Consider the following 25,885-nt stretch of genomic DNA (forward strand, 5'->3'; position numbering starts at 1 on the left):
CTTGCAACTGATGCTGGTATACATCTCGACAATGCGGCCATGCCAGTTGTAAGAAGGTTCATCTGGATTGTTGCCAGCCACCTTGTCACCAACTCTGAAGGCTTTGAGCGGGTCAGAGCAAGGGACGCCTGTGAGTAGTTCCACCAGTTTTTGCTTGTCCGAGAGGGTGAGTTTTGCGATTCCATTGCACAATTCCAAAACAGTTGGGTTTTCATCCGCAGAATCCGCAGTCGCCCTCAGTGTAAGGATTGTTGCCACAGAGGCATCCGCAGAAAAAGTTGTTTTCTGCGGATGTTCTGCGGATGTTTTAACGACAGAACAAGGTTCTGCGGATTCTGCGGATGATTTCTCACTGTGTCGCTTGCGGATACCTAAATAATAGGCATTACCCATTTCTCGCCCATTTAGTTGCGCTTCCGTGTGCCGGTGCTTCTCCAGTTTAGGGAAAATCTCACAAAGCCGAGCGTACAACTGGTTTATAGCCTTCACCGGCTTATCCCACTGGTTAGGTAGCTCGTTCCAGACTAATTTCTCCTTGCCCTTCTCGTTCCACTCAAGCTCAAGTATCCCCGCTTCTTGATACCACTCTTGTAACTCGCTCCATAAGTCTTTGGCATAAACCCGCTCACCCTTACCAGCTTCATACCCCAAGTCTCTGACAAACTGCCAAAGGTGCCGGCTCTCTTCCTGAGCTTCCCGCATCGCCTCACGAGTCGCCTTGTAGTCAATACCCTCCGCCAACAGCTTCGGCATCCGCTCCAACATCTTGTTAAGCATCGCCGGCGCAATCCGCTCAAGGATAAAGTTCTCATCATCCTTAAAGCGCGGGTCAGCCTCTAGCTCACCCTGAGACGCATCAGCGCTGTGTTTGTAGGTTTTCTTAAAGCTCAAGATGCCGTAGCGGTCATCAATTGCAGCCGTTCCCCCGGTGATAGAGGGTAGTTTGTTGCAGTTGGCAAAAAAGATAGCAGCAGGCTTGTACTCATAGCTGTCCTTACCCTTGCGTTCAATGTCTACCGGGTCGCCCGTAATTAGCTGCTTGAGGCTCTGGATGGTATCTAAGTCTACTTTTGCGGTATTTTCCGAAGCCCAATTACAGATACTTCCTTCAATCCCAGCCAGAGAAAACTTGCGGCCGTTATCGTAGGACTTGAAATCTGACAGCGACTTGCCAGTCATACCCCGCCCGAACACAGCGGCCAACACAGCCCGCAGCGTATCCTTGCCATTAGACCCCTCGCCGTAGCACAGCAAGCCTTTGACACCCCGTCCCGTCAGCTTCGAGCGAACCAGTTTCAAATTCAACGCAGCAGCAGCAGTTCTCAGAAATATCTCGCGCTGTGACGGCTCAAGACACTCCAACAGGCGATCGCAATCCGTCGCGTCAATATCGGGGTCATACGTGCAGCCGACATAGGTATAGACCTGCTTGGGGTCATGTGGCACAAGCGAATGAGAGCCATCAGGATTGATTTTCAGCACCCCTTTAGTAGTGTTCAACCCATCAGGGTTGATGGTGTTGGGGTCTACGGCCACCGCTAAGAGTTCATAGCTGTAAACCTCGTTGACACTAGCAGGGTTGGCACGGTTGCAGCGATATTTCCCTTTCACCAATTCAGAGTAGGTGCTCAACCACTCAAGAATGCGCCGCTTCTCGGGAGCTTCCGGTCGCAACTCATAATGAGTCCCGGTGAACTCAAAAAGCTGTCCTGCTATTGAAGCCCAAGGTGTTCCAGAATACAGCGCATCGACAGCCTTTTGTACGTAGTTTCGCTCTGGAGTCGGCGCTGTGTCTGGGATGTAGTCGTTGTAATACTGTCATACTTCTGGCATACTACTTCTTCTCGCGTGCGCGGGTGAGGAGTAATAGAATTTATTAGATTTTCGGCGGTTAATTTTTTACTCGAAATCCAGTCAGCAATGTCTAACCCCTGACTCTTTGGTAGGTTGTCCCAAGCGGGTGATTCCGGGTAGGGGTACAGCCATTGAGCGTCAGGGAAGTCTTGGGCAATTTGTTCGGCGTGTTTGATTCCTGGTACGTCGCGGTCGGGGCAAATTATTACCTTGCCACCGCACAAATCCATGCTGTTTGTTTTGTCCCATTTCCCAGAACCGCCGATATTGCATGTGGCGGTAAAGCCTAGGTTCCGCAGTACATCCGCACAAGGCTCGCCCTCAACTATGAAGATGAGCTCATTTTTGGCGATCGCCTTTTGCACGTCGGCGTAGCGGTAAACGGGGATGCGTCCGCGCTTGATTTCCCCAAGTCCTGAAACCCACTTGCTACCATCCCAGTGCTGTTGGGTAATTTTTTTATTGCCGTTGCCATCGTCAACTCGCTTGACCCGAACTAGCGGCGAACCGTCACGCGCTGGATACTCCCAGTAGCGAGTTTGCGCCGGGCGAATTTCCTTTTGCTCTTGAATCGGAGCGTAGTAGAGCTTGCCCTCGCCGTCTGTCTTGGTGGTAGCTGTCCAGCCTTCTGCCGGGGGGTTCTCACGATTGCAGACTGACAGTTCCCCAATGCTGTAGCACCAGTCGTGTTTACCGCAGTGCGGACAAGGGTTTTCTTTGGAAACGGTGACAAGTCTGGAGTTTAAGGGGTATGATGGTGTGTACATAAGACAAGTTGCCCGTCCTCTGGACAGGCTGCGAGTTTACAAAAAGCCGTTGCAGTCAGGTCTCAATTGAGTAGCAGCGGTTTTTTCGTGTTTAGTTTTTAGAAAATTCAGAGCATAGAAGAGACCGCTCGCTAGAAAATTAGCGAGCGGACAAGTGAGTCGCTGCGTGCACAGCCACCCGTTTCAATCTTGGGGATAGGGATAAAAGATTTAGGAGGCCCACGAGTGGCGTGGGACTGTTCTGATTCTCCAGCAATAACTTTGCAGACATAGACAGTCATGGCGCATGGGATGCTCCAAGAATATATCAACGCCATAGTCTCATCTTGAAGCCAGGGTATGCCCATCACGGCGGCGATTATTTTGCTCTCTTCCTCTTCGGTCTCCCCTCTTGCAGGTAAACCCATGAGCCGTCTTAGTCTGTCCAGATATGCTTTGATCTCCATTTTTAAATGCTATCCCAAGACCCGCTCACTGAATACGTCGTCGAACGCTTTTACCTTTAAATCCGACGAGTGATTTTCTGGACGTAAACGCCACGAAAATCACCCGTCTTTTTCGGCTGCAGCTCACTCCCCAGTCAGTCGCCGATACTCAGCCTCAGCAGCCTTGTATTTCTCTGAGCCACCTTTGGAAACCTGCCAGATTTCGCTGATGATTTTGCCCTTACCGTACCCCCGAGCCTGCAATTGCAGAATCCGTTCCAGAAGTTCTGAATCGGCGTTCTGAGCTAGTTGAACGTTCTCTGGTTCCTCTTCTTCAGAATTCAGTGCTAGAGCGCGTTCTAGAAGTTCTCTGTCACCGTTGGATGCGATGAGAAGTTCTGCCTCGTTCCGTCGCTGTTGTTCGGACACGTAAACCGACGTGCTGATTTCATCCACCAAATCAGCAGCCACGGCGGCATCTTTCATAGCCTCGAATTCTTCAGCTTTGGCTACCTTCAGAGCACAGCGCCGCGCTTCAAAGCAGCAAGCAAAGCCGGACACCAGGGCAACACCTTGCATGAAATTGTGCAGGGGGATTTTCCGGGAAAAGATGAACGGCGGCGCCAGCCACAAACAAACCCCAGAGATGGATAAAGCCGAAACTTTCAAGAGCGACACAGCATCACCCCCAGTCCGACTAAGGCCCCGACTGTACTTGCGATTAGCCGAAAGCGAAACTGTAGCAGGTCTATTTTCAAGATTGCGATGATGGCATCATCCAGTAGCCACGCGGTAGCGCTGACGATGAGTTTAAGGACAAAGAGTGCCTGCACGAGCAGCAGCAGGTTTGGGTGAAGCGATGCCATCCAGCAGAGGAAGCTGGAGGCAATCGCAGTCAGCAAAAAGTTGTTACCAAGTGCGATCGCCTTTATCATTCTGCTGCCTCCGGCTCCCACAGGCAATTATCTATGTACTCCTGTGCCGAGCGATGCGCTGCACATAGAGATTCACACAGCCCGCCATCAATCAAAGCCACAAATCGCCCGCCACGGTGGACAAACTTGTTATCGCGGTAAACTTGCCAAGCTACGCCGTATTCTTCTCTGAAAATTCGGATAAAGTATCCGCTGTGCCAGTATCGCTCGTCTTTCATTCCAGGCAGTCGCTTGCCTTTTTCTTCAGGCAGTGGCATCAATGCTTCCAGCAATTGCAGAATCACTTTTCAGTACCCCCTAAAAGCTTGGTTTTGATGGCTTCAATCCGCGCGGTAGCATCGGTTTCAGCTTTCTCTAATCCAAAACCCAATCGGGCATAACCAGGGCGCAACCCTTGCAAATGTTTGCCTAGACCTGCATCAGCGCGCTTCTTTTTTAACTCGTTGTCGGCGACACTTTTTTCGTAGCCCCGGTGCAATTTGTGGACTTTTGCATCGGCTTCTTCAATCTTGGTCATGGCGCTGTAGGCTCGCTTTGATTGGCGCGCGCCGTCGGTCTTTTCCTTTGCTAATTCCTTCATGGCGTCCGCTTCCTCGGCGGTGAAGTAGCGCGGGGTATCGCATACCGGAACAGAGCGGATGGAGCTAAACTTGCCGGGATTTAGCGGCGTGATGACGCTGGCATCGGTTGGTTTGCTAATCGCTTCTGATTTGTGGCTGATGGCATCGCTACTGCCACCGCCGAATAGGGTTGTCATTACTCCCATGGTTATTTGGCTCCTATTTGAATGTTGATGCGGATAGGGGGGAATAGATTTAAGGGATTGATTTGTTGCCACATAGACATAGCCAGCACAAACACCCCCGCCGATGCGAGTACAAGTGCGAGGAGTTGTCCGAAGTCAACCCAGTCTAAAAAGTTGGTGGAATTTTGGCGGGTGAAACACACAGGGAATGAACCGTCGTTAGTCCAGTCAATGGTGTCTACACTGTCTACAGCTTGTAAATCAAGCGGTTTAGGTGTTGTGTCTACAGTGTCTAGCGCTATGTCTAGCGGTGTGTCTAGCGATTCACCGTCAATAAGGTGCAACTCTAGCAGCGCTTCCCATGTGGCAGTTTTGCTGAGTTTTCCGAACTGTCTGGCGTCTTCATTTGTGAAGCCACGGTTAAAAGCGATCGCTCTAAGTTGGTCTATGCGACGGAAACTGACAGCGGGCTTAGTCATGGCTAATTCCCGCCTCAAACGTAAAGAGTTGCGATCGTCCCATAGGAAAATCGTCTAAAAATGTCATAATTATTCGGCTCCAAACGTTGTTAGATAACGGTTTGGGGAAGTCGTGACTTGGTTAGCGGTGGTACGCTAGTCAGTCGCGCATCAATCTTCCTTAGTTACTCACGATTGCAGGTTTGCAGCCACTTGTCAACAGGTGCGACTGTAAAGTTTTGTTTCGCAAAAGTTGCCCGTAGAATCAACATATTAACAGCATCAAAGCGGGCGCAGTTGTTCTAAAAGTCTGCCGTCCAAATACGTGGAATTAATTATTTTTTCCGACGTATCGCACCACTTAGCTATCACCGCACTCGGCACACCTTTTGAAATTTGCTCAGTCATAAAAGTATCCCGACACGAGTAAGGAGTAGTCTTTTTGTAGCCCCGCTCATTTTCGCGAGTGCGGTCAGTAATCGGGTCAACCAGTGTATCCCAAACCCGCCGACTGAAATTGTTGTAATTAATAGCTTTCCCCCTCGGTGATGGAAACACCAACTCACCTTTGTCGGTCAGATTTTGAGGTTTTATACTTTGTAACAACTGGCTGAGTTCTTGGTTGCAGGGGAACTTGCGCCGCTTGTTGTTCTTGCTACCCTCAACTCTTGTCTCCTTCCCGGCTGGATGCTGCACGCTCCCGTTAAAAACAATGTGAGAGAAGTCATTTGCAATATCGCACCATCTTATTCCAATCGCCTCAGAAGGACGACACCCAGTTGAAAACCAGAACTGAACCATAGGGTAATAAAAGCAGAACTTTTGCCCGCTTTCTCCCCTGCCGTTCCAAGTGCCTTTGTGACTTTTGAAAGCTTCCAATACCAGAACCTTTTCTCGGGCTGTAAAAGCGTTTGGTTCTGGGTCACTTTCCCAGTTGTGCTTTGGCAATTCCGCTGCCATTTCCTCAAACGGGGATACAGCTAAACCGCTAACTATTTTAAACTTAATTCCCCACCTTACCGCTGCATTCAAATGGGTAATAATGCGCTTAGTCATACTGTTAGTAGTATTCTCTAGCAGCCACGCACGTATTTGTAGAGCGCTATCCTCGGACAAAACTTGGCAGGGGCAACGGTCAACGTAAGCTTGAACGCTTGCCACCATGTAATTCAAAGTCGTTGGCTTCCAAGTTGGCGTCTTAAAATCCAAATACCTAGAAAACAACTGGGAAAGGGTTAAGCCTGGGGCTGGCTTGATAATGTCAACGACAGTCAAGTGGGTTTGTGGTTTGTACTTTTTGAGCGTGGGGTCAAACCTCTCAAACTTGATATCGGATTCTATCAATTGTGCTTTAGCTTCCGCTAGTTCGCGATTATGGGGAGTATCCGGCATTCCGAGGGATAAGTATTTTTGCTCTCCTCCATAGAGTTGTCTCGGCATTTGCAAGCGCAATCTGCCCTTAATTGTCCCAACGACAACAGAACCTTTGGAAGCTTTGTTGCTAAATCTAGGGGTCTCACTCATGTCCTGCTACCAAAAATCAATCTCTAAATTTTACTCGAATGACTATGGAATGACTATCAACACAGTCCAAAGGTTAAAAAACTACTCTTACAACCCTTACAGGGCAAGCGTTATACCAAAATAACCTTTTAGCTTCCCATGCTGAACGTCGTGGGTTCGAGTCCCACCGTCCGCTTGCGAAAAAAGTATTTAAACCCTTGAGAAATCAAGGGTTTTGGCGTTTCTAGGGCTTGACCTCTGTGGTTGCACAGGATGTTTTTGGAGACAAACACAGGGTTTTTGAGGGCTGTTTGGAGACAATTTCGAGACAATTTGGAGACAATAACAGCCGAAACCGCTGTTATGAGGTACAATCAATAATAATGAAATATCATTGTGTAATCAAACCTAATGAAAGCATATTCACTCCCTCTTATAGAAAAAATAGTGACAGCATATTTAGTAGGAAAAATGTCCATCAGGAAAGTAGCAACCCAATTTGGTGTCACTAAAAGTCTAGTTCAAAAACAGGTCAAGCAACAACTCTCCTGAGGGGAATTTACAACCTAAACAAAGAGGAAAACCGCAATTGGGTAATCTGACTTCTTCAGATGTAGAAATCAAAGCGCTGGTGGCAGAACATCCCGATGCAACTTTGGTTGAGTTATGTGAATTATTTGCAGAAAAGACCGGAAATTGGGTGAGCCGGGCAGCAATGTGTCGGTATTTACAAAAATTAGAGCTAAATCGCAAAAAAACCTGGTACAGTAGCCAAGCTACGACAGAAAGAGTCCAAAAATTGACAGTAGAGTATTGGGAAAAAATCAAGGATATCGAGCCAGAAAACAAGCGTGTTTTTGGATGAAACAGGTATTCTATTGGTTTAGCCAGAAGTCATTCTCGTTCTCCGTCTGGAACAAGAGTTGCCGATATTACACCATTTTATCGAGGGGCAAATGTCACAGCTATTGGCGCAATTAGTATTAATACAGTGCTAGCCTTGATGACAATAAATGATTCAATGGACGGATAAGCATTTGCCGTATTTTTTGAGAAATTTTATGTCCTGAATTAGGGAAAGGATCGGTAGTAGTTATGGATAATTTACCCGCCCATAAATTAGCATCAATTGTGCAAATGATTGAAGCTTGCGGTGCGAGTGTTATTTGCTTATCTCCGTATTCTCGCCTATTTTAACCCCATTGAACTGTGGTGGTCACAACTCAATTTTTTTTTACGAAGTTTCGCTCCAACTACCACATCAATGATTGATAAAATCATTGCAGTTGCCCTCAAGCTAATGAACCCTAAACATTTAAGAAATTGGGAAAGCTAATTGCTGCTACTGTACCTCATAACAGCGGGAACCGCTGTAAATAAGGAATGAAAATTTAATAACATCAGCGATGTATAATAAATGAGTGAATATGAATAGGTTTATGTTTCGGTAGAGATGTCAAATATTATACCTACCTGGTTCTTCTTAGGTCGCCCAAGATTTTTTGATTTAAATCATTTATTACTAACTTAATTTATGTGTTACTCAGACGAAATTACTGATTTAATGCGAAAATATCATCAGTCTTTATCTGAAAAAGAGCCAAGAAAATATGCAGCTTTCTTAAGCCGTAAAACTTGGTCGTGGTGGAATTATTTACATAGCCAGAGTTTTGGGAGTAGACAGGAATACAATAGCCAAGGGAATTAAGGAATTAAAAACTGAATCAGACACTACTTTTAATCAACAGAGAATTCGCCGACGTGGAGGAGAAAGAAAAACTAGGGAGTCTGAGATACCTGATTTAAATGAGCGTTTTTTAGAAGTCTTAAAAAACCACACAGCCGCAGCTCCCATGTCGGAAAAAATTAAATGGACAAATCTTACCCAGCAACAAATAGTTGAAGGTCTGAAGGCTCAGGAAACAATAGTCAGTACAACAGTTGTTAAAAAACTGTTAAAAAAACATGAATATGTGAAACGTCAAGCTCAAAAAAAACAAACAACCGGAGTAACAAAAAGTCGTAATGAACAATTTGAAAATCGGGTCTGAATTACGGCAGAGTATGAGTTACAGGGAAATCCAATTGTTAGTATCGACACGAAAAAGAAGGAATTTATTGGAAATCTATATCGAGCAGGAAGTCTATATACTACGGAAGCTATTACGACATTTGACCATGATTTTTGGAGTTTAGCTGACGGAAAAGTAGTACCTCATGGAATTTACGATCTGCAACATAACCGAGGATATTTAAATTTGGGAATCAGTAAAGACACGAGTGAATTTGCTTGTGAATCGATTAAATTATGGTGGGTTAATTACGGAAAATTTATCTACCATCAAGCCGATTCAATTTTGATAAAATGCGATAGCGGTGGCAGTAATAATTCCAATCATCATATCTTTAAATCGGATTTACAAAAATTAGTTGACGAGCTAGGAATAGAAATTAGGATCGCACACTATCCTCCCTATACATCGAAGTATAATCCGATTGAACATCGTTTGTTTCCTCACGTAACCAGAGCCTGTCAAGGAGTAATTTTTACTTCTCTTGAGTTAGTGAAAAAACTCATGGCAAAAACTCATACTAAAACCGGGATTTCTGTGGTTGTAAATGTGAACGATAAAATTTATGAAAGTGGTCGAAAAGTAGCTAAGAGATTTAAAGAAACAATGAAAATTATTTTTGATTAATATCTACCAAAATGGAATTATCATGCAGTTCCGACTATTTAGCAGACGCTAAAGTTATTAAATTTTCATTCCTTATTAACCTAGGGTGCTTGTGGCGTATCTAACCCAACTTTGAACTCTGGGTGTCCACTGTGCACCTGATTTATGCTGGGAAAGAGCGATCGCCCAACTGCTATTTTGAGCCACATACACAGTATTGCGGAAGAATTCTCTCATCTCCGAAAAGAAGGCTTCCAATAAAATTGGTTCGCAGCATCGGAATGCGAGTCCGCATCATCCGAGGACTCACATTCCGATGCTGCAAACACGTTTTATTACGTTAATACAACAGGCATGAGATGAGTTATTGCAACTAATCTACACAAATATGACTTTTATGAACTCAATGACATGACTTTTATGAGTTTATCCAATGACTTTATGAATTGACTTTTAAAAAGCTTTTATTGATAATCATCATATGAACCTAGGACAGGACCGAGTAAATGTCACCCAAGCCTAGCAGCTAATATTGCGCTCGTCGATCTAAATCAAATATATGTAGATATTTCTACAGGTTGCAAGCCGGAGCATTTTCTGGTCAGTAACAGATTTATTATACTGTGCTAGAAAATGCTGACAGAAATCAAAGTATCTAAACAAAATCTAGTCTAGGAGAACTAATCATGTATCAAGAACCTCAAAAAAGAAAAGGCCCGCCGCCAATTGTTTTTATTGCATTTCCTTTGATTGCCTGGGGTGCATTCACGTTTATTCCACAGATGTTAAATGGCGGAACTTCACTTAGATTAGTTTCTGGCAATAGTCGCCTCAGTTTGGGAGATAAGATATTGATGCAATCTCAAACAACAGCAGGAAAACAAGCAGGTGTCAAAGCTTTTGCTGAGGGTAATTACAAAGAAGCTGTCAAAAACTTTCAGGCATCGCTGCAACAAAATCGCAACGATCCAGAGACTGTAATTTATTTAAATAATGCCAAAGTAAACAATGATAATTCTCTGAAAATTGGCGTCAGGGTTCCGATTGGTAGTAACCCGAATGTAGCCCAAGAAATGCTCCGAGGAGTTGCCCAAGCTCAAGAGGAAGTCAATGCTGGGGGAGGGATTAATGGTGCGAGTTTGCAAGTTTTGATTGCCAACGATGATAACAGTCCAGATTTTGCCAAAGAAGTTGCAACCGAATTCGTAAATGACCCGAAAATTTTAGCAGTCGTCGGACACAATGCTAGCAATGCTTCTCTAGCTGCTGCTCCCATTTATCAAGAAAAAAAACTGGTGATGGTTACGCCAACTAGCTTTGCTAACAATTTATCAGGTTTTGGTAGCTACATTTTTCGGACAGTCCCCCCGATTCAATCGATGGCGGCTCCTTTAGCAGAATATATGGTTAAGAAAGCTGGCAAAACTAATGTTGCTATTTGCTATGACTCTCAAGCTCCCGATAACGTATCGTTTAAGGATGAATTTGTTTCGTCATTTTCGGCTTTGGGTGGCAAGGTGGTGCCTGCGGTTTGTGACTTTTCAACGCCAACTTTTAATTCTAGTGCTAGCATTGCTGATGCTGTTAGCAAAGGTGCACAAGCGTTAATGTTAGCGCCTCATATCGATCGCATCGATCGCGCGATCGACCTAGCTCGCCTCAATAGTGGCAAATTAGCGCTCTACGGCAGTACGACACTGTACACCTTTCAAACGGTAAAAGAGGGGAACAAAGACGTTGACGGGCTTATTTTGTCCGTTCCGTGGCACCCTGACACTAATCCCAACAACCCATTTTCTAAGAATGGAATTCAAAAGTGGGGAGGTGTCGTGAATTGGCGCACCGCCACGAGTTTTGATGCGACTAAAGCTATTATCAGCGGTTTGCAGCGCAGCAATACGCGAGAAGGATTGCAACAAGCACTTAGGACTCCGAATTTCGTTACCTCCGGTGCGAGTGAAGATGTGAGGTTTTTGCCAACGGGCGATCGGTGGAACAAACCGATTTTAGTACAGGTTCAACGCCAAGGCAACGATTACAGGTTTGTGGCGCTGCCTTAGAGTTATTGCGTAAATCTTTGATTGAGATAGCAACCGCAGATGTGAGGCTCCTTAACACAGATTAACGCCGATAATTTCCAGAATTGAGAGCGAATGCTTGGAATTCGAGTTTATTTGGAGCGCTGTCAACGGAAATGCCCGATCGCCCTATAATGAGAATTGTTATTATTCGCAAATTAGCAATTTTCCATGCAAGGGAACTCAGCAAAGATACCGCCCCAAATTGATTTAGCTGTCATTGGCGCCGGGCCCCACGCCCTGACTCTGATTGCACACATTTTGAATAAACGCAAGAGTCTGCGGGATAAAATTTTTGCATTCGATCCGAGCGGCGAATGGCTGACTCAGTGGCGGAGGCAATTTGCAGCTTTAGAAATTGGGCATTTGCGATCGCCCGCAGTGCACCACCCAGATCCCAACCCTTACGAATTGCGGAGGTTTGCTGAAAATCGCTCCTCCGAATTGTTTCCACCCTACGATTTGCCGGGAAGTCGGTTATTTGAGGAATTTTGCGCTGATACAGTTAAACGGTGGGATTTGGGCGATCGAGTTATCAAAGCAAAAGTAACTCGCATTCAGCCTAAATCCGGCTGTTTTCGCCTGTGGTTTGAAGATGGAAAAAGTGCGATCGCCCGCCGAGTAATTGTCGCCGCCGGGAGTGGGAAACCGCATTTACCAGCGTGGGTAAATCAAATTCAAACACAGCATCCCGCCGAAAGAATTCGCCACTCCCATCAAGTAGATTTGCGAAATTTGGAATTATCAGGAGAACAAATATTAATTATCGGTGGCGGGCTAACTAGCGGACATTTAGCAGTAGGAGCAATTGCTAGGGGAGCAAAAGTCCTGTTAATGACTAGGCGCTATTTCCAAGAAAAACTATTTGATGCCGAACCCGGTTGGTTGGGGCCAAAATACCTGAAAGGATTCGCTGCCGAGCCTGATTGTCAGAAGCGTTGGGAAGCTATTCAACAAGCTCGCAACGGCGGCTCGATGACACCGGAAATTATGACGCAGTTGCGCCGGTTGTCCTACAGCAAACAACTGACATTTCATGAAGAGTGCGAAGTTGTTGGCGTTCGGTGGGAAAATAACAGATGGACTGTTGATTGCAGCGATGGGGAGATGTTATTTGTCGATCGCATTTGGCTAGCAACCGGCACTAAATTAGATATTACAGCCGAGCCTTTGTTCAAGGAAACGCTAGAAACCCATCCTATTGAAATAGTTAAAGGTTTGCCAGTTTTAGACAAACACCTGCGTTGGCCCGGATGCGAATTATTTTTGACTGGTGGTTTAGCAGCGCTGCAAGTTGGCCCAGTGGCGAGAAACCTTTCAGGGGCGAGAATGGCGTGCGATCGCATTGTACCGGCGATCGTCAAATCCAGCGTTGCACTCTCGCCCGCAATAATTAGAGCAACAGCTTAACTATTGCAACTTAACCGCAGCGCGTTGAATTGGCAAAACTTCATCTAATGTCAATTCGCGATCGGCTGTTAGGTGACTGGAACAGCAAATTGTGCTGAAATAAAGAGGACGACCGACAACTTGAGAAAAATGCTGTTCCAAAAGTAAGCGAGAAGTGATATCGCCCAAAAGTTCAGAGATATCTTTTGTCAATTGTTCAGTATCGTCGCGGTGAGTAATTCTGAACCCAAAAGGCGTTTTGCCGATCGACTTTTTAATCTCTGCATCAAAAGTATCATCTTTACCGGCCACAAAAGCCGCAGACTGATCTGTCAAAAATTGCCAAGCTTCGGGAAATATCTTGCGAATGTTTTCCAGGGGATTTCCTGTTTCGTAAACTAAAGTAGCAGTTTTGCAATCCATGAATCCGACCTCGGGTAGTTAGTAGTGTGTCTCAACTATTTTGAGTTTTTGACCTTGATTATTATCTTCCATAGCGGTAACTGAATCAAGGCTTTTTGATAAAAGTTGATAAAACTTTATAACTTTAAAAAAGTAATGTATCTCTGTTGACCAATTACCAATTACCAATGATGTCATGTGCGATCGATTACCATCATAAAAACGGTTTGTAGTGCGGACTTCAGTCCGCAGTCCGAAAGCGGACTGAAGTCCGCACTACGAGACAATCTTACACGGTTTGTAGTGGAGGATTTTGCGGACTGAAGTCCGCACTACGAACTAATCTTACTGCGGTTAATTGATTGATCGGACACGATATGACCAATGACTAACGATCAATTTGTTCATTTCCAATATCTGCGCCAGTGAAATAAATTTTCCCACAAATTCTGCATAAAAGTATTGCTGCGGAGACGCTGCGACTCCCAAACAGCAGCAGTTTGACCGTTAATTGCCGAAAAACTCGACCAAATATAAGGAAGTTCGGCGATCGCCTCAACCTTCATTCCGTGACGCACAGCAAAGGCGATCGCCTGAATCAACTCCGCAGCTTGCGGGCCGACAATAGTCGCTCCCAAAATCTCCCCGTTGCGGCGCCCGACAATCTTACAAAAACCCGTTGTTTCACCAGACATTTGAGCTCTTTCAACATTCTTGAAATATTCCCGAGCCACAATCAGATCGTCTCCAAAACGGCGCCTTGCTTGCGCTTCTGTCAAGCCAACCCTCGCCAACTGCGGATCGGAAAAAATTACCCAAGGAATGCCGCGATAATCTATGTGAAACAGCGGCAAAAACAAAGCATTTTTCACAGCCACCGCAGCTTCGCAATTGGCGATGTGAGGGAACGAATAACCGCCAGCAACATCGCCGATCGCATAAATTCGAGAATTAGTTGTTTGCAGCTTTTCATTTAAAATCAACCCGCGATCGCCAAATTTAACCCTAACAGCTTCTAGATTTAACCATGCAAAATTGTGTCCGCGGCCAGCGGCGAGAAAAATCTCCTCAGCTTCGATCGCCCTTGGCCCACCTTGAATCCACTTTTTACCGTCAATCATCCTAGCTTGTGTCACCTCAGTCGCAGTCAGAATCCGTACTCCTTCAGCTTCCATTCCAGCTTGCACCAAACCAGCAGCCTCGCGGTCTTCTTTAGCCAAAATCTGCGAACTTTTTACCACCAAAGTCACAGCACAGCCCAGCCGAGAAAAAGTCTGAGCAACTTCAACACCGCTGGGATCTGCACCGATTACAGCCAAACTTTTCGGCAACACTGGCAGTTTTGTTAATTCTCCGACTGTTTCGGAAGTAAAAAAGCCGACTGATGAAAGTCCTTCAATATTGGGAATTGCAGGCATTGTTGGACAAGCTAGCAAATAACAGCGCGATCGCAATGGACGATCGCCCGCAATCAAAGCCAAATCGGGTTTGGCAACAAACTCGCTGTCACCAAAAATAATATCAACCCCGCGAGCAGCTAAAACGGCGAGATCGTCAATTTCTGACAAATTAGAAACAACGCCGTCAGCCCACTTTTTAACCCCGTTAAACTGCAATGCGATCGGCATTTCGGAATTAGCCACATCTGGGCGAAGTCCGAACTGTGGGAGGCTCATCTGGTGAGCAAAACGAGCAGCCTCTCTCAAAGTTTGGCTGTATTTCAAGCCCAGGGCGATCGACTCTTTCCCCCCCGCCGGCAAATCTTGCGAATCACTTAGCGGTTCCACCAAAGCAACGCGGGCCGGGAAATTAGTTGCAGTCAAAGCAGCATAGCGTCCGGCCGCAGTTCCACCAATAATCACTAAATCATAATCAAGCATAAATAAAGAAGTCAGTAGTCAGTAGTCAGCAGTCATTAGTCATTAGTCAGTAGTCATTAGTCAGTAGTCAGTAGTCATTAGTCATTAGTCATTAGCGCGAGCGTCCCCGCTCGCGAACGTCAGCAGTCAGTAGTCAGTAGTCATTAGTCATTAGTCATTAGTCATTAGTCAGCAGCAGTGGAAGCATCCCGATGAGTATAAAAAGCGTTTTTTAGGAGTGGTCTGGCACAGCGATTTATGCAATAAGTCTAATAAAATTGGTTCGTAGTGAGGACTTTAGTCCTCATAAAAATCAGAGGACTAAAGTCCGAACGATCAAACACTTTTTACGATCCGTAATTTCCGAGTTAACGGCTAATGACATCAGCAAGTCCAGCAATCAGCCGCAGATTGTCCGCCCTCTCGCGCACGGCGACTCGGAAAAATCGATCGCCCAACTCAGGAAAACTCAAACAATCCCGAATCAAAATCCGGTGTTGTTGCAACAGACTTTTTTGAATTGCAGCCACCGACACCGACGACTCAACTAACAAGAAATTAGCCGCCCCAGCCATTGGGCGCAAACCGGGTAAATCAGCCAAACCCTCAAATAGCTCTCGGCGAGCCCCAGGCAGCCAATCCCAAGTTTGCTGCTCAAAAGCGGTATCTCGCACCGCAGCAGCAGCAGCCGCCGCAGCTAAGGCATTCACAGGCCAAGGATCGCGCAGCAACTGCCAGCGGCGGAGGATGTCGGGATGCCCGATCGCACATCCCATCCGCAGTCCCGGCAGAGAATAGAATTTGGTGAGCGATCGTAAAATCACCAAATTCGGAAATTCCTCAACTTGAGCGATCGAACTTTGCTGCTCTGCAGGCGGTAGAAAGTCCATAAAGGCCTCATCCACCACCACCATACCCAACTGCTCAAAATAAGGCCGAATCGCCTCCCTCGCGAACAACAAACCCGTAGGATTGTGCGGGTTGTTTAGCAGCAAAGCTCGATCGGCCTCTAGAGCAAGAGGAACCGGGAGAGCGAAAGAAGGAGAGACAAGGGAACCGTTAGAAACCGATAAATCATCCCTTACTAACCCGTTACCAGTCTCCGCGTTCAACGATTTCAGATCCAAAGGACAATCCAGCACCTGCGCGCCGAAAGCCTTCAGAGCCCGCCAGTAATCGCCAAAAGCCGGAGTCACCAAATAAGTGCCCTCCAGCTCCGACAAATCCCAAGCCGCCCAAGTCAACAATTCCGCCGAACCATTCCCCGGCAAAATCCAATCCGGGTCAACATTCAAAGCCTCACCCAAAGCAGTCCGGAGCTCCCCATAATCCGGGTCTGGGTAAGCCGTAAGACTGCTCAAATGAGCTTGAATCGCAGCCAGGGAAGACTCAGGAGGGCCCAAAGGACTGATACTGGCAGAAAAATCGAGAATAGCAGAGGGAGGGCAGCCAGCCAGTGCGGCTGCCCAAGCTAAATTCCCACCGTGTACAGGTCTAATCAAGACTCAGTTTGCCAGTTATTGGGGGTTTTTCGGCGGTGCAACTCTGTCCTTGAACAACTTACCTGCGGAAAATGCAGGAACTTTAGTTGCCGGGATTTCCATCTTGTCGCCAGTTTTGGGATTGCGACCCTCCCGGGCCTTGCGTTCCCGCGACTCAAACGAGCCAAAACCGACCAATGTCACCTTGTCGCCGTCGGAGACAGCTTTCATGATTGCTTCCAAGGCTGCACTCAAAACGGCATCTGCCTGTTTTTTCGTGACACTAGCATTTTCGGCCACTACATCAACCAATTCACCTTTGTTCATTCCGAACTCCTTCTGGGATTTGCAAAATACGTTAAACAGAGTTCAACTATTAGCTGTGAGTTGTAACTGTATTGGAGTTTGGGTTGGGAGGTTTGGGTTGTCCCCTATTGCTCCAGCCCGCTTCCCAATTAAGAACTCCTGCTGAATACTAATTACCCTAGGATAATTGGTCAGAAAAGGAATTTTTGTTTTTAGTTGCTGAAAACCCGACAGCATCTAATTTTCACTGCATTATTCTAAAGTCTTGCCGACCGTTATGGATCGGTGGAACCTTTAATTTATATGGAACTTGCCCATTTTTAGAATTAATACCTAAATTTTGGTAAAAAAATACCTCTTTGGAGAGAAGATTTCTCACCGGGAGTGGATTTGCAATTTGAAAACAAGTAAAAATGGAAGGAATAAAATGTCATTTGTCAAGAGTTAAACATTTTTTTTTCCTGAGTTCTTCTTGCTTGTGAGAGAAAGAAGGTGAATTAAAAGGAATAAAGTCTGAATTGTCAAGGGTCAAAGAAAAATTTCTTTCCCTCGAACCTCTTCTCTCTTCCCATTCGTGTCACCAATCGCCTAAAAACCTTTGTATCTCTATCTCTCGTTTATAGCCGAGGCCCGATCCCCCTCTCATCCCCCTTCTTAAGGGGGACGAAAGAGAAGAATCCTGTCCCTCTCCCCGGATAGTCGGGGGACTTGGACGACGCTCTTCTCTCCCGGATAGTCGGGGGACTTGGACGACGCTCTTCTCTCCCGGATAGTCGGGGGACTTGGACGACGCTCTTGTCCCCCCCGACTATCCGGGGGGTTAGGGGGGATCTAGACTCGGCAAATCGTCAGACAGCAGACCGGCACGACTTTTGACCTTAAGTTGACACCTCTTCCTTCATCCCTCTTTGCCCTCTTTGCCCTCTTTGCCCTCTTTGCCCTCTTTGCCCCATGCCTACTGTCTGGGCTGGACGGGTTGACTGCGCTGCAACATTTGGCGGGCGTCGGGACTGATGTTGTTTTGGTAGCCAAAGTTCGATCGATCGCTATCGTCCAAAATCTGCGGAGTCAGCAATAAAATCACCTCTGCCCGCTCGTTGGTCTTAGTGGTTTTCCTGAACAGCGAACCGATAATCGGCAAATCTCCCAAAATAGGGATTTTGTTCGCTTCAACCCGTTCTTGGTCGCGGATAATCCCCGAAACAATCAAAGTCTGACCGTCCCGCAGGCGAATTAACCCCGATTGCAACGATCGCTCCGCCAGCAGCCTGATAATATTCGCATTCCCCCCGTCAGTGTTCAGGGTTTGATCCCCACTGATCGCCCTGATAGTCGGGTTCACCCGCAGAGAGACAAAGCCATTATCGTCAATTCTGTCAACTGCTACCGCCAACTGCAAACCCGCCTTATCCTTCACAGCCGTTACCGTTCTGGTACTTGAATTTCCCGTGGTTTGAGTTTGTGACGTGATGTTAGCGATCACCTCTTCAGTAAGATTCACATTCGCCGTTTCCCCTTCTTGAACCACCAGAGTCGGATCGGTCAGGATTTTGGCATTCCGAGTGCTAATTGTTGCCCGCAACGCCGACAAGAACCTCCTTGGATATTGCAACAACGGGAACAGGCCGAAGGTCGCAGGTCCGCCCCCAGGCTCGTAACTGTCAAGCCCAACTCGTGAGGGGTCACCAGTAATTGCTGTCGGCCGGAGGAACACCCCGCCACTGTTACCCACGATTAAATTGCCATTCCGATCGTAGCTAGCAGTCCCTGTCAGAGGCACGTTGATTAAATTGGCATTCCGATCGTAGACAGGATCTATGTTTCCTATGGGGTTGGTGACAATCGGCGGAGTCGATCGATTGTTGGCACTGTTGACATCAGTCTCTGTAGCCGGCCGCAAGCCACCAAAATTCAGGCTTGCGACTCCGTTGTCATTGACAAAGAAATTGTTATTAATTCCGAAAGAGAAACTGCTGCTACTGTTGTTGGCTCCGGTCAAGTTGACATCGATCACCTTGACGTTGACAGCCACTTGACGGCGGCGCAAATCTAGCTGAGTCAAGAAAGCCACGGCAATATCAACTTTGCGCGGATCGCCCACCAAAGTGATCGAATTGAGCCTCGCATCCGCCAGCACCGACAGTCCCCTCAGCAAGAGCGGCCCATTGCCATCCTTTGCGCCAATTGCCTTAATGTCCGGTTCCCGAATTTCCACATCCCGGGCCGTATTTCCCTGGCCCACGGTTTGAATAGTTACCCGAGTAATGGGGAGTTGAGTTTCCGCACCTTGAGCGCTCAAAAAGTTAGCTGCATCCGTAGATCTGACTTGATTGAGCCGCAGCGTCCGAACAATGATATTGCGCGAGTCTAGAGGCAAATTAGAACCCACAAAAATCGTGCGCCCGACACGGTTGGCTTGCAGTCCGCTGATCCGCAGTACGTAGTTAAAAACATCTTGCACCGACTCATTTTCGATGTCCAAGGAAATCTTCGGCCCTTCCTCGGCGACGCCTGCCGCTCCCGGTGCGGCCGCCGGAGCGGCTTGGCCCGGCTGACCGGGGGCCCCGCCGCCTGTAAAAGCAATGTTCAATCCGGCAGCCCTTGCCAGCAGAGCTAAAACGTCGCGGACTGGGGCATCGCGCAGCACCAAGCGGGGGATGCGTTCTGCCGAACTCAGTTCAATATTTGCCCCAGCCGGCGCGATGTTAGATACTGCGATATCTCCCAAGGGTGGCGCTACAGCCCGCGGCTGGAAAGGCGGAGCTTGATTGTTCTGAGATTGTATTTCGCTGGGGAGGGGCGGGCGATCGTTCCTAGTGACAGTAACTTCGGGATTTGGCAGCATCACGTCCGGGTTTTGCGACGTGCGAATCTGGGGTGCCGGCCGGGAAGTTGTTGGGCTCAGCGGCAGTCCCGGAGGCGGCGGAGGGGCAGCTTGGGCTTGGTTGAGCGAGGGCAATGCAGCCTGTGTTGCTGGGGTAGACTGCGCTGTCCCGCCCTGTCCGGCAACGCTGAGGACGATGCTTTGCCCTTGTCCGGGCATAAATTGTCCGTTGGGAATTCCGTTGGTTCCTGCCACTACAACGCGGATGCTGTTGGCTTCTACCTGGGTGATTTCTACTGAGGAAATGCCCGGAGCTGGGTTATCTTGCCGGAAGCTGTTGCCTTGGCGCAGGCGGAGCTGGGTGTTGGTAATTGTGGCTTGATAGGTATTGCCGCTGTTGATGCCAAAAACTTGCGGGCGATCGCCCTTTTCGGTAGCCATGACAATATTTACGCCATTATTAGCTTGACTTACTTGCACTCCTGTGACTTTAGTCGGCGCGGCCGAGACCGGCGCTTGGGCGATCAGAACTCCGGCAACGCTGCTCAAGAGTCCTCCACTTAACCGTAGATGCTGTTTCACGTTCTCTCCTCTACACTTTGTTATTTATGGGCATGGGGCCTAAAAGCATGGGGCCTAAAAGCATGGGGCCTAAAAGCATGCGTACCTCATCTTACTGAAACGAACGCTATATCTTCTCGATTCGAACCTGTTTTGGAAGGAAGAAGTTAGAATGAATTCGGCCAAAAGCCTAATTTTAGATTGCCCTATATTTTTGTTCGCGGCATTCATATTTTGGCTTCTACCTTCTACCTTCTGCTGAAATAGCGACTGAGAATACCTAATATCCGCCCGAAAACCGCTATTTAGCAGCAGGACTTGGAGCCGGAGTTGGCGGTTTTTCTTCTTGCTTTAACGGCAGCAGCGCGTGCAAGTCAAAAGCCGTTTTAATTTTAGTTTGCGGCTGCTCCACAGGCACTATTCTTCCTTTCAAAAAATCAATTTGAATTGGCTGAGTTGAGGATAGCAATTCAGACTTCAAATTCCGCACTACCAACAGCGACTGCATCAACTCCAAATTACGCATAAAATTGCGGGTTTGAGCGAAACTGCCTTCAAACTCTACCTTATATTTTTTGCGTCTGAGCTTGCCAGCCAGGGACTGCCCGAAGGACGTATCGCTGAGAATATCAGGGTCAGGGGCTCCTGGCACGGGTGCTGGTGCTCCTGCTGGCGGGACATCCGGCTCAAATTTGGTAATTTTAGCCTTGAGGTCGTCCCCTTGCACGCCGGCGTTGATGCGATTAACCAGTTGGTTCATGTCAAGCAACAGCGTGTTGGAGCCTGCGTCGCTGGCAAACATTGCCGTCACGTTGGCGCGGCGCTGTTTGGCTTCATCTTGCCTTGCTTGTGCTTCTGACTTTTTGAGAATTAGAGTTTGCAATTCGACTTGCGTTTTCTTGCTGGCGGCAATTTTTTGCTTGATGTCGTCGCTTTTTTGAAATTCGGGCAGTACGAACTGGGAAACGAGGTAGCCTGCTACTCCGAGGCCGAGAACCGCGATGCCTATTGCTTGGACTTGGGGTGTCAGCTTAATGCCGAATATTTCCTGAGTCCCTGCTTCTTCTGCTTGTGCGCCGCTGGGAATAAACTCTGCTGTCATGGTTTTTTCACCTCTGTTTTTTCTGGTTCTAGCACTCCTTTTTCTTGAAGTGTTTCTATCCGTATTGCTAGCCCGTCTGCTTGCTTGCTCCGCAGCTCGGGGAGCAACTCGGAGGCGCCAGTCGGGCTGAGCGTTGTTTCAATTTTATATTCCACCACGGGCCGCAGTTTGGGAAGTTCTGCTGCTGCTGCGTTTGGGTTGCGGACTTGTAATTGTGTGGGGTTGCTTTTTAATGTGGCCGCTACCAGTTTGGTATCGGTGTTGAGGAAGAAAGGAGAGCGCTGGACTAGGAGCATAAAGTCGTTAACTTGAGCAAAGGTACTGGCTATCCCTGAAATTTGTACTTTTGGCGCCTGCGGCGGGGCGACTGGGACGGGAGCAGCCACCGGCGTGGGGCTGGCTGGGGATGGACTCGCCCCCGCAGCAGGACTCGCCCCGGGGGAAGCGGCGGGAGTTGCTGCGGGGGGAGGCGGTGCTGCTGCAACTGGGGATGGACTGGGGTCGATTTGCTCGATTTTGGCAATTTGCACTCCGGCGGGAGTGCGGGCGCTGAGGTCTTGCAGCATCGCCGACCAAGGTTTAATTTGGTCGAATACTCCGGCTAATGCTTTGTATTCGGCGGTAACTTTGTCGGTTTCGGCGTTGATGGCTTTGATGGCGTTGGCTTGAGTGGTTAACTTTGCCACTTCTTGCTCGATGTTTGCTTGTTCTGTAGCCAAGCTGCTATTTTGGTTGGTCGCCCACCACCAGGCGCCCATGACGGCGGCATTGATGCCCAAGGCAAACAGCCCCGCCCCAATTAGGGGCAGTTGGTCTTTGGCTCCCCCGGAACTTTTTCTAGCTGAGCTTTTGGCTGCTGTGACTGGTTTGTAGTCCGGGCGGTCGTTGAGAAAATTAATATCTAGGCTGTACATGGCTTCACTGGATTTTATAGCAGAAGGAAGTTCGGCAACGGATTATGTAACGGATGTAACGGATGTAACGGATATCAGGAAGAAGGTTTTAGTTATTTAGGAGAGAAGGAAGAAGGAAGAAATTCTCTGGAAGGTGCAATCTGCCGCTTGGTTTCAGCAATTAAGAACGTCCCAACTGTCTTGGCTGTTGCTATAGCCTTTCTCAAAAAGATGAGGTATGACCGACAGCTTTTCTAACCACTAAACTAGGGATGCTCAAGCCCAACAACGTACCTCATTTTTCTGAAAACCGCTATATGGATTTTAATTTGAAATTTTAGATTTTAGACAGGTCGCCAGATTGCCGGTATAAGTGAAGGATTTATTTATGGAAGAAAGAAACAACTTTCTGCCTTCTACCGAAGGAAGTGGTTGCTTCTACCTTTGATATTCTACCTTTTACCTTTTACCTTTTACCTCCAATATTCTACCTTCTGCATCAGGGGCATTCTTTTTGCGGAAGAAGCTTTTTTCTAAAATTCTCAAATCTGTTTTTGTATTATCTAAAACTTTTGGGTCACATAACCTCCCTGAGTCCTAAACCTAAGGCGACTCCTAAGCCTGCTCGCTGTTCTGGGCTAATTTCTTCGCTGATTTCTAGTCCTAGGGTTTCGATTGGGTCTACTTGAGATGCCGGCAAGCTTAATCTTTGCATGAAAAATTCGTCGAGTTTGCCGATCGCAGCTCCTGGCCCTGCTAGCAGCAGTTGCGCTACTTCGAGTTCTTCGCTCTGGTTGAGGTAAAAGTCTACTGAACGGCGCAGTTCGTCTGCTAGTTCTCCCAATACTTTAATCATCGCATTGGTGCCGGGATTGGTGTCTCCCGAGGCGCCCATTGTGTCTGTGACTGGCAGGGTCATGCCTTGCAGTTCGCTGGTGTCTCTGGTGGGAGGCAGGTTCATGGCTTGGTTGAGGGCGGTCTGGATTTGGTAGGTGCCGATCGGGATGGTACGGTTAAATTGCGGTATGCCGTCCACTACTATAGCTAACTCGGTACTGTCAAATTCTATGTCGGTGAGGACTGCTGCTTCTTGGGAGGAAAATTGTTGCAGTTGGTCTTTGAGGGTGCGGATCAGAGCAAAGCTGGTTACTTCTAACACGTCTATATCCAGTCCGGCTTCTTTGAAGGTTTCGATGTATGTATCGGTAACTTCTCTGCGGGTTGCAACTAATACGACTTGCACTTTTTCTACGCCGTCGTCATCTACAAATAGGCCTATTTTTTGATAGTCTACGTCGGCGTCTTCTCTGGGAAACGGCAAGTACAGCCCTGCTTCTGCGTTCATGTAATCCCGGAGTTCTTCTTCGTTGAGCTCTGCGGGAACTGGAATTAGCCTGATCACGGCTTCGCGGCCGGGAATGGCGGTGGCTACTTTCTTGGCTTTGATTTTGTTTTCAGCCATCAGGGTGCGTATTAGTTCTGCCATTCCCGGCGGATCGACTATTTGCCCTTCTTGTATGATGTCTTCTGGTACTTCTGTGGAGGCTAGGAGGCCCAATTTTAATGCTTGAGCTTTCTTTTCGAGCTGAATGATGTTGATGCGGTCTGGGGCTATTTCGATCCCGATTCCAGGCTGGCGTTGGGAAAGTAGACCTTTGAAAAAGTTAACCATAGGATTGGGTCGCCGGTAGTTGCTATTTTTTTATGTTGTAGTTGGCCAGCCTGATTCAGCCGTTGGCTGTTGGAGGTTCGGTTTCCAACTGCCACCCATACTGTAATCTGGGTATCCCGCCTGCTTGGGCGCTGCACAGTCTTTGTGGCGCGATCGCCAGTTCCGATTTTATGCTATCCAATTTACTTGACAATAGCTATTCTGCGGCGAATGTCAACAAATTTAAGCTCGATCGACCGAAAACCTGGGTTTGATCCTTCGGACTTTAGTCCTCAGGAAGAAGGACTCGCATTCCTCACTACGAACCTGCCGATTGTGCAGCAAAACCGACTCTCTCCCTCTGAAAGCCCGCATACCAAACTCTCGCGGTTGAGCCCTGGAGGGCTGTCAGAGAGCGATGCTTCTTTTCTCCCTAGCTAACCCTGATTCTCAAATTAAATTCTATGAAACGTAAATCTTGGCAACTGTTCGCTGTGTTTGGGCTGGTGGGGCTGATGCTAGCTGCGGTGGTCAGTTGCAACAAGCCGGCCGTGAATTCCCAGACCAATAATGCGAACGCGATCGAGTTTTGGACTATGCAACTTCAACCTCAGTTTACTGAGTATTTCAACAAGACGATCGCCGGTTTTGAAGCGGAAAATCCGGGCGTGAAGGTGCGCTGGGTGGACGTGCCTTGGTCGGCGATGGAAAGCAAGATTTTGGGGGCTGTATCGGCAAAAACTGCGCCGGATGTGGTGAACCTGAATCCGGATTTTGCTTCGCTGTTGGCGGGGCGCAATGCTTGGCTGGATTTGGACTCTCGGATTTCGCAGCAAGTGCGATCGAGCTATCTGCCAAATATCTGGAAAGCTAGCGTGCTCGATGGCAAGACTTTTGGCATTCCTTGGTATCTTACAACTCCTGTAACTATTTACAATACGGAATTGTTTAAAAAAGCTGGAATTACCAAGCCTCCGGCTACCTATGCCGAGTTGGCAACTGTTGCAAAACAGGTAAAAGAGAAAACTGGTAAGTTTGCTTTTTTTGCGACTTTTGTACCGGAAGATTCGGCGGAAGTGTTGCAATCTTTCGTGCAGATGGGCGTGCCTTTGGTGGATGCTCAAGGCAAGGCTGCTTTTAATACAGCTAAGGGCAAAGCTGTTTTTCAGTATTGGGTTGATTTGTACAAGGGCGGGCTGTTACCGCAGGATGTTTTGGTGCAGGGACACCGCAGGGCGATCGAGCTTTATCAAGCTGGAGAAACTGCTTTGTTGGGTTCCGGGCCTCAGTTTTTAAAGGCAATTTCTGAGAATGCTCCGAGTATAGGTGCTGTTTCAACTGCTGCACCTCAAATTACCGGAGAAACTGGCAAGAAAACTGTGGCAGTAATGAATTTAGTTGTGCCCCGCGACAGCAAGCGCCCTGATGATGCTGTCAAGTTTGCTTTGTACGTAACTAATTCTCAAAATCAGTTGGCTTTTGCGAAGGCTGCTAATGTTTTGCCTTCCACGGTTGAGACTTTGCAGGACGGTTATTTTAAGAGCGCTCCTGCCGATGCTGCTTCGAGCGATCGAGCTAGGATTATCAGCGCTTCTGGGTTGGACAAAGCTGAGTTGTTGATTCCGCCTCTCAAGGATGTTAAGAAGTTGCAAAAGGCAATTTATGACAATTTGCAAGCGGCAATGTTAGGCGAAAAACCAGTAGAGCAAGCTGTGGCTGATGCGGCTACGGCTTGGAATCAAAGATAGTTTTTTATTAAAGCTGGGGCAACTTTTTTTTAGTTCGCCCCTTGCTTTTTTTTGCAACTTGACATATCATTAAATAATGGAAATCCGTGCCGCCATATATATAAGTAAATATCAGCATTAAAATTATTATCTTAGGTTCGTAGTGAGGACTTTAGTCCTTCTTCATGCGGACTAAAGTCCTCACTACGAACCTGTGCGATCGCTCCGCATATAAGTTATAATTAAA

21 protein-coding genes and 1 pseudogene are annotated in these 25,885 nt (G+C 47.5%); 5 read left to right on the forward strand and 17 right to left on the reverse strand.

What is annotated here, in order from left to right; translation table 11 throughout:
• From JGK39_RS05805 to JGK39_RS05840, 8 genes are all read right to left on the reverse strand, one after another.
• Positions 1-1,674 (reverse strand): DUF5906 domain-containing protein (locus JGK39_RS05805; protein ID WP_293261386.1); only part of this gene is annotated, 1,674 nt, incomplete at its 3' end.
• A 38-nt stretch (positions 1,675-1,712) separates the two neighbouring features.
• Positions 1,713-2,621, reverse strand: a complete 909-nt coding sequence (locus tag JGK39_RS05810; RefSeq protein ID WP_293297097.1) for a hypothetical protein — start codon at positions 2,619-2,621, stop codon at positions 1,713-1,715.
• 569 nt (positions 2,622-3,190) lie between these two features.
• Positions 3,191-3,724, reverse strand: a complete 534-nt coding sequence (locus JGK39_RS05815; RefSeq protein WP_293261392.1) for a hypothetical protein — start codon at positions 3,722-3,724, stop codon at positions 3,191-3,193.
• Complete coding sequence (locus tag JGK39_RS05820) at positions 3,712-4,008, reverse strand: hypothetical protein (protein WP_293261395.1); 297 nt, start codon at positions 4,006-4,008, stop codon at positions 3,712-3,714. Before JGK39_RS05820 ends, JGK39_RS05815 begins: the two co-directional genes overlap by 13 nt.
• Positions 3,978-4,265: a hypothetical protein gene (locus JGK39_RS05825; protein WP_293261398.1), complete on the reverse strand. Its 288-nt coding sequence runs from the start codon at positions 4,263-4,265 to the stop codon at positions 3,978-3,980. Before JGK39_RS05825 ends, JGK39_RS05820 begins: the two co-directional genes overlap by 31 nt.
• Entirely contained in the window at positions 4,262-4,738 is a 477-nt protein-coding gene (locus JGK39_RS05830) for a hypothetical protein (RefSeq protein ID WP_293261400.1), read from the reverse strand. Before JGK39_RS05830 ends, JGK39_RS05825 begins: the two co-directional genes overlap by 4 nt.
• Before the next feature lie 11 nt (positions 4,739-4,749).
• Positions 4,750-5,205 (reverse strand): hypothetical protein, encoded by a 456-nt coding sequence (locus JGK39_RS05835; protein ID WP_293261403.1) that lies wholly within the window; start codon positions 5,203-5,205, stop codon positions 4,750-4,752.
• Positions 5,206-5,466: 261 nt separating this feature from the next.
• The gene (locus tag JGK39_RS05840; protein WP_293261406.1) at positions 5,467-6,708 is read right to left on the reverse strand and encodes a tyrosine-type recombinase/integrase; all 1,242 of its coding nucleotides are present in this window, start codon (positions 6,706-6,708) and stop codon (positions 5,467-5,469) included.
• A gap of 568 nt (positions 6,709-7,276) precedes the next feature.
• On the opposite strand from JGK39_RS05840, the gene JGK39_RS05845 reads away from it, so the two are divergent.
• The 4 genes and pseudogenes from JGK39_RS05845 (at position 7,277) to JGK39_RS05860 (ending at position 12,853) form a co-directional block, all read left to right on the forward strand.
• Complete coding sequence (locus JGK39_RS05845; protein ID WP_293261409.1) at positions 7,277-7,552, forward strand: hypothetical protein; 276 nt, start codon at positions 7,277-7,279, stop codon at positions 7,550-7,552.
• Between the two features lie 988 nt (positions 7,553-8,540).
• Positions 8,541-9,386, forward strand: a pseudogene (locus tag JGK39_RS05850) (ISAzo13 family transposase).
• 665 nt (positions 9,387-10,051) lie between these two features.
• A complete protein-coding gene (locus JGK39_RS05855) occupies positions 10,052-11,425 on the forward strand; it encodes an ABC transporter substrate-binding protein (protein ID WP_293297100.1) in 1,374 nt (457 codons plus the stop codon).
• A gap of 189 nt (positions 11,426-11,614) precedes the next feature.
• Positions 11,615-12,853 carry an FAD/NAD(P)-binding protein gene (locus JGK39_RS05860; protein WP_293297103.1) on the forward strand — a complete coding sequence of 413 codons (1,239 nt, stop codon included), beginning with the start codon at positions 11,615-11,617 and terminating at the stop codon, positions 12,851-12,853.
• On the opposite strand, the gene JGK39_RS05865 is transcribed toward JGK39_RS05860, so the two are convergent.
• From JGK39_RS05865 to JGK39_RS05905, 9 genes are all read right to left on the reverse strand, one after another.
• The gene (locus JGK39_RS05865) at positions 12,854-13,255 is read right to left on the reverse strand and encodes a hypothetical protein (protein WP_293252855.1); all 402 of its coding nucleotides are present in this window, start codon (positions 13,253-13,255) and stop codon (positions 12,854-12,856) included.
• Positions 13,256-13,638: 383 nt separating this feature from the next.
• Positions 13,639-15,114 (reverse strand): NAD(P)/FAD-dependent oxidoreductase, encoded by a 1,476-nt coding sequence (locus tag JGK39_RS05870; RefSeq protein WP_293252856.1) that lies wholly within the window; start codon positions 15,112-15,114, stop codon positions 13,639-13,641.
• Positions 15,115-15,461: 347 nt separating this feature from the next.
• Positions 15,462-16,595, reverse strand: a complete 1,134-nt coding sequence (gene cobD, locus JGK39_RS05875) for a threonine-phosphate decarboxylase CobD (protein WP_293297106.1) — start codon at positions 16,593-16,595, stop codon at positions 15,462-15,464.
• A gap of 15 nt (positions 16,596-16,610) precedes the next feature.
• The gene (locus tag JGK39_RS05880; protein ID WP_293252860.1) at positions 16,611-16,901 is read right to left on the reverse strand and encodes an HU family DNA-binding protein; all 291 of its coding nucleotides are present in this window, start codon (positions 16,899-16,901) and stop codon (positions 16,611-16,613) included.
• A 934-nt stretch (positions 16,902-17,835) separates the two neighbouring features.
• Entirely contained in the window at positions 17,836-20,286 is a 2,451-nt protein-coding gene (locus JGK39_RS05885; protein WP_293252862.1) for a type IV pilus secretin family protein, read from the reverse strand.
• A gap of 280 nt (positions 20,287-20,566) precedes the next feature.
• A complete protein-coding gene (locus JGK39_RS05890) occupies positions 20,567-21,367 on the reverse strand; it encodes a pilus assembly protein PilO (protein ID WP_293252864.1) in 801 nt (266 codons plus the stop codon).
• Positions 21,364-22,281 (reverse strand): PilN domain-containing protein, encoded by a 918-nt coding sequence (locus JGK39_RS05895; protein WP_293252865.1) that lies wholly within the window; start codon positions 22,279-22,281, stop codon positions 21,364-21,366. Before JGK39_RS05895 ends, JGK39_RS05890 begins: the two co-directional genes overlap by 4 nt.
• Before the next feature lie 556 nt (positions 22,282-22,837).
• On the reverse strand, positions 22,838-23,932 hold the full coding sequence (pilM, locus tag JGK39_RS05900; RefSeq protein WP_293252867.1) for a type IV pilus assembly protein PilM: 1,095 nt from the start codon (positions 23,930-23,932) through the stop codon (positions 22,838-22,840).
• A 55-nt stretch (positions 23,933-23,987) separates the two neighbouring features.
• The gene (locus JGK39_RS05905; protein ID WP_293297109.1) at positions 23,988-24,125 is read right to left on the reverse strand and encodes a hypothetical protein; all 138 of its coding nucleotides are present in this window, start codon (positions 24,123-24,125) and stop codon (positions 23,988-23,990) included.
• Between the two features lie 250 nt (positions 24,126-24,375).
• Here JGK39_RS05905 and JGK39_RS05910 point away from each other — a divergent pair, with 250 nt between their 5' ends.
• Positions 24,376-25,659 (forward strand): sugar ABC transporter substrate-binding protein, encoded by a 1,284-nt coding sequence (locus JGK39_RS05910; RefSeq protein WP_293252873.1) that lies wholly within the window; start codon positions 24,376-24,378, stop codon positions 25,657-25,659.
• The last annotated feature ends 226 nt before the right edge of the window (positions 25,660-25,885 follow it).

The sequence above is a fragment of the Microcoleus sp. PH2017_12_PCY_D_A genome (genome assembly GCF_020738565.1).
Taxonomy (GTDB): Bacteria; Cyanobacteriota; Cyanobacteriia; order Cyanobacteriales; family Microcoleaceae; genus Microcoleus.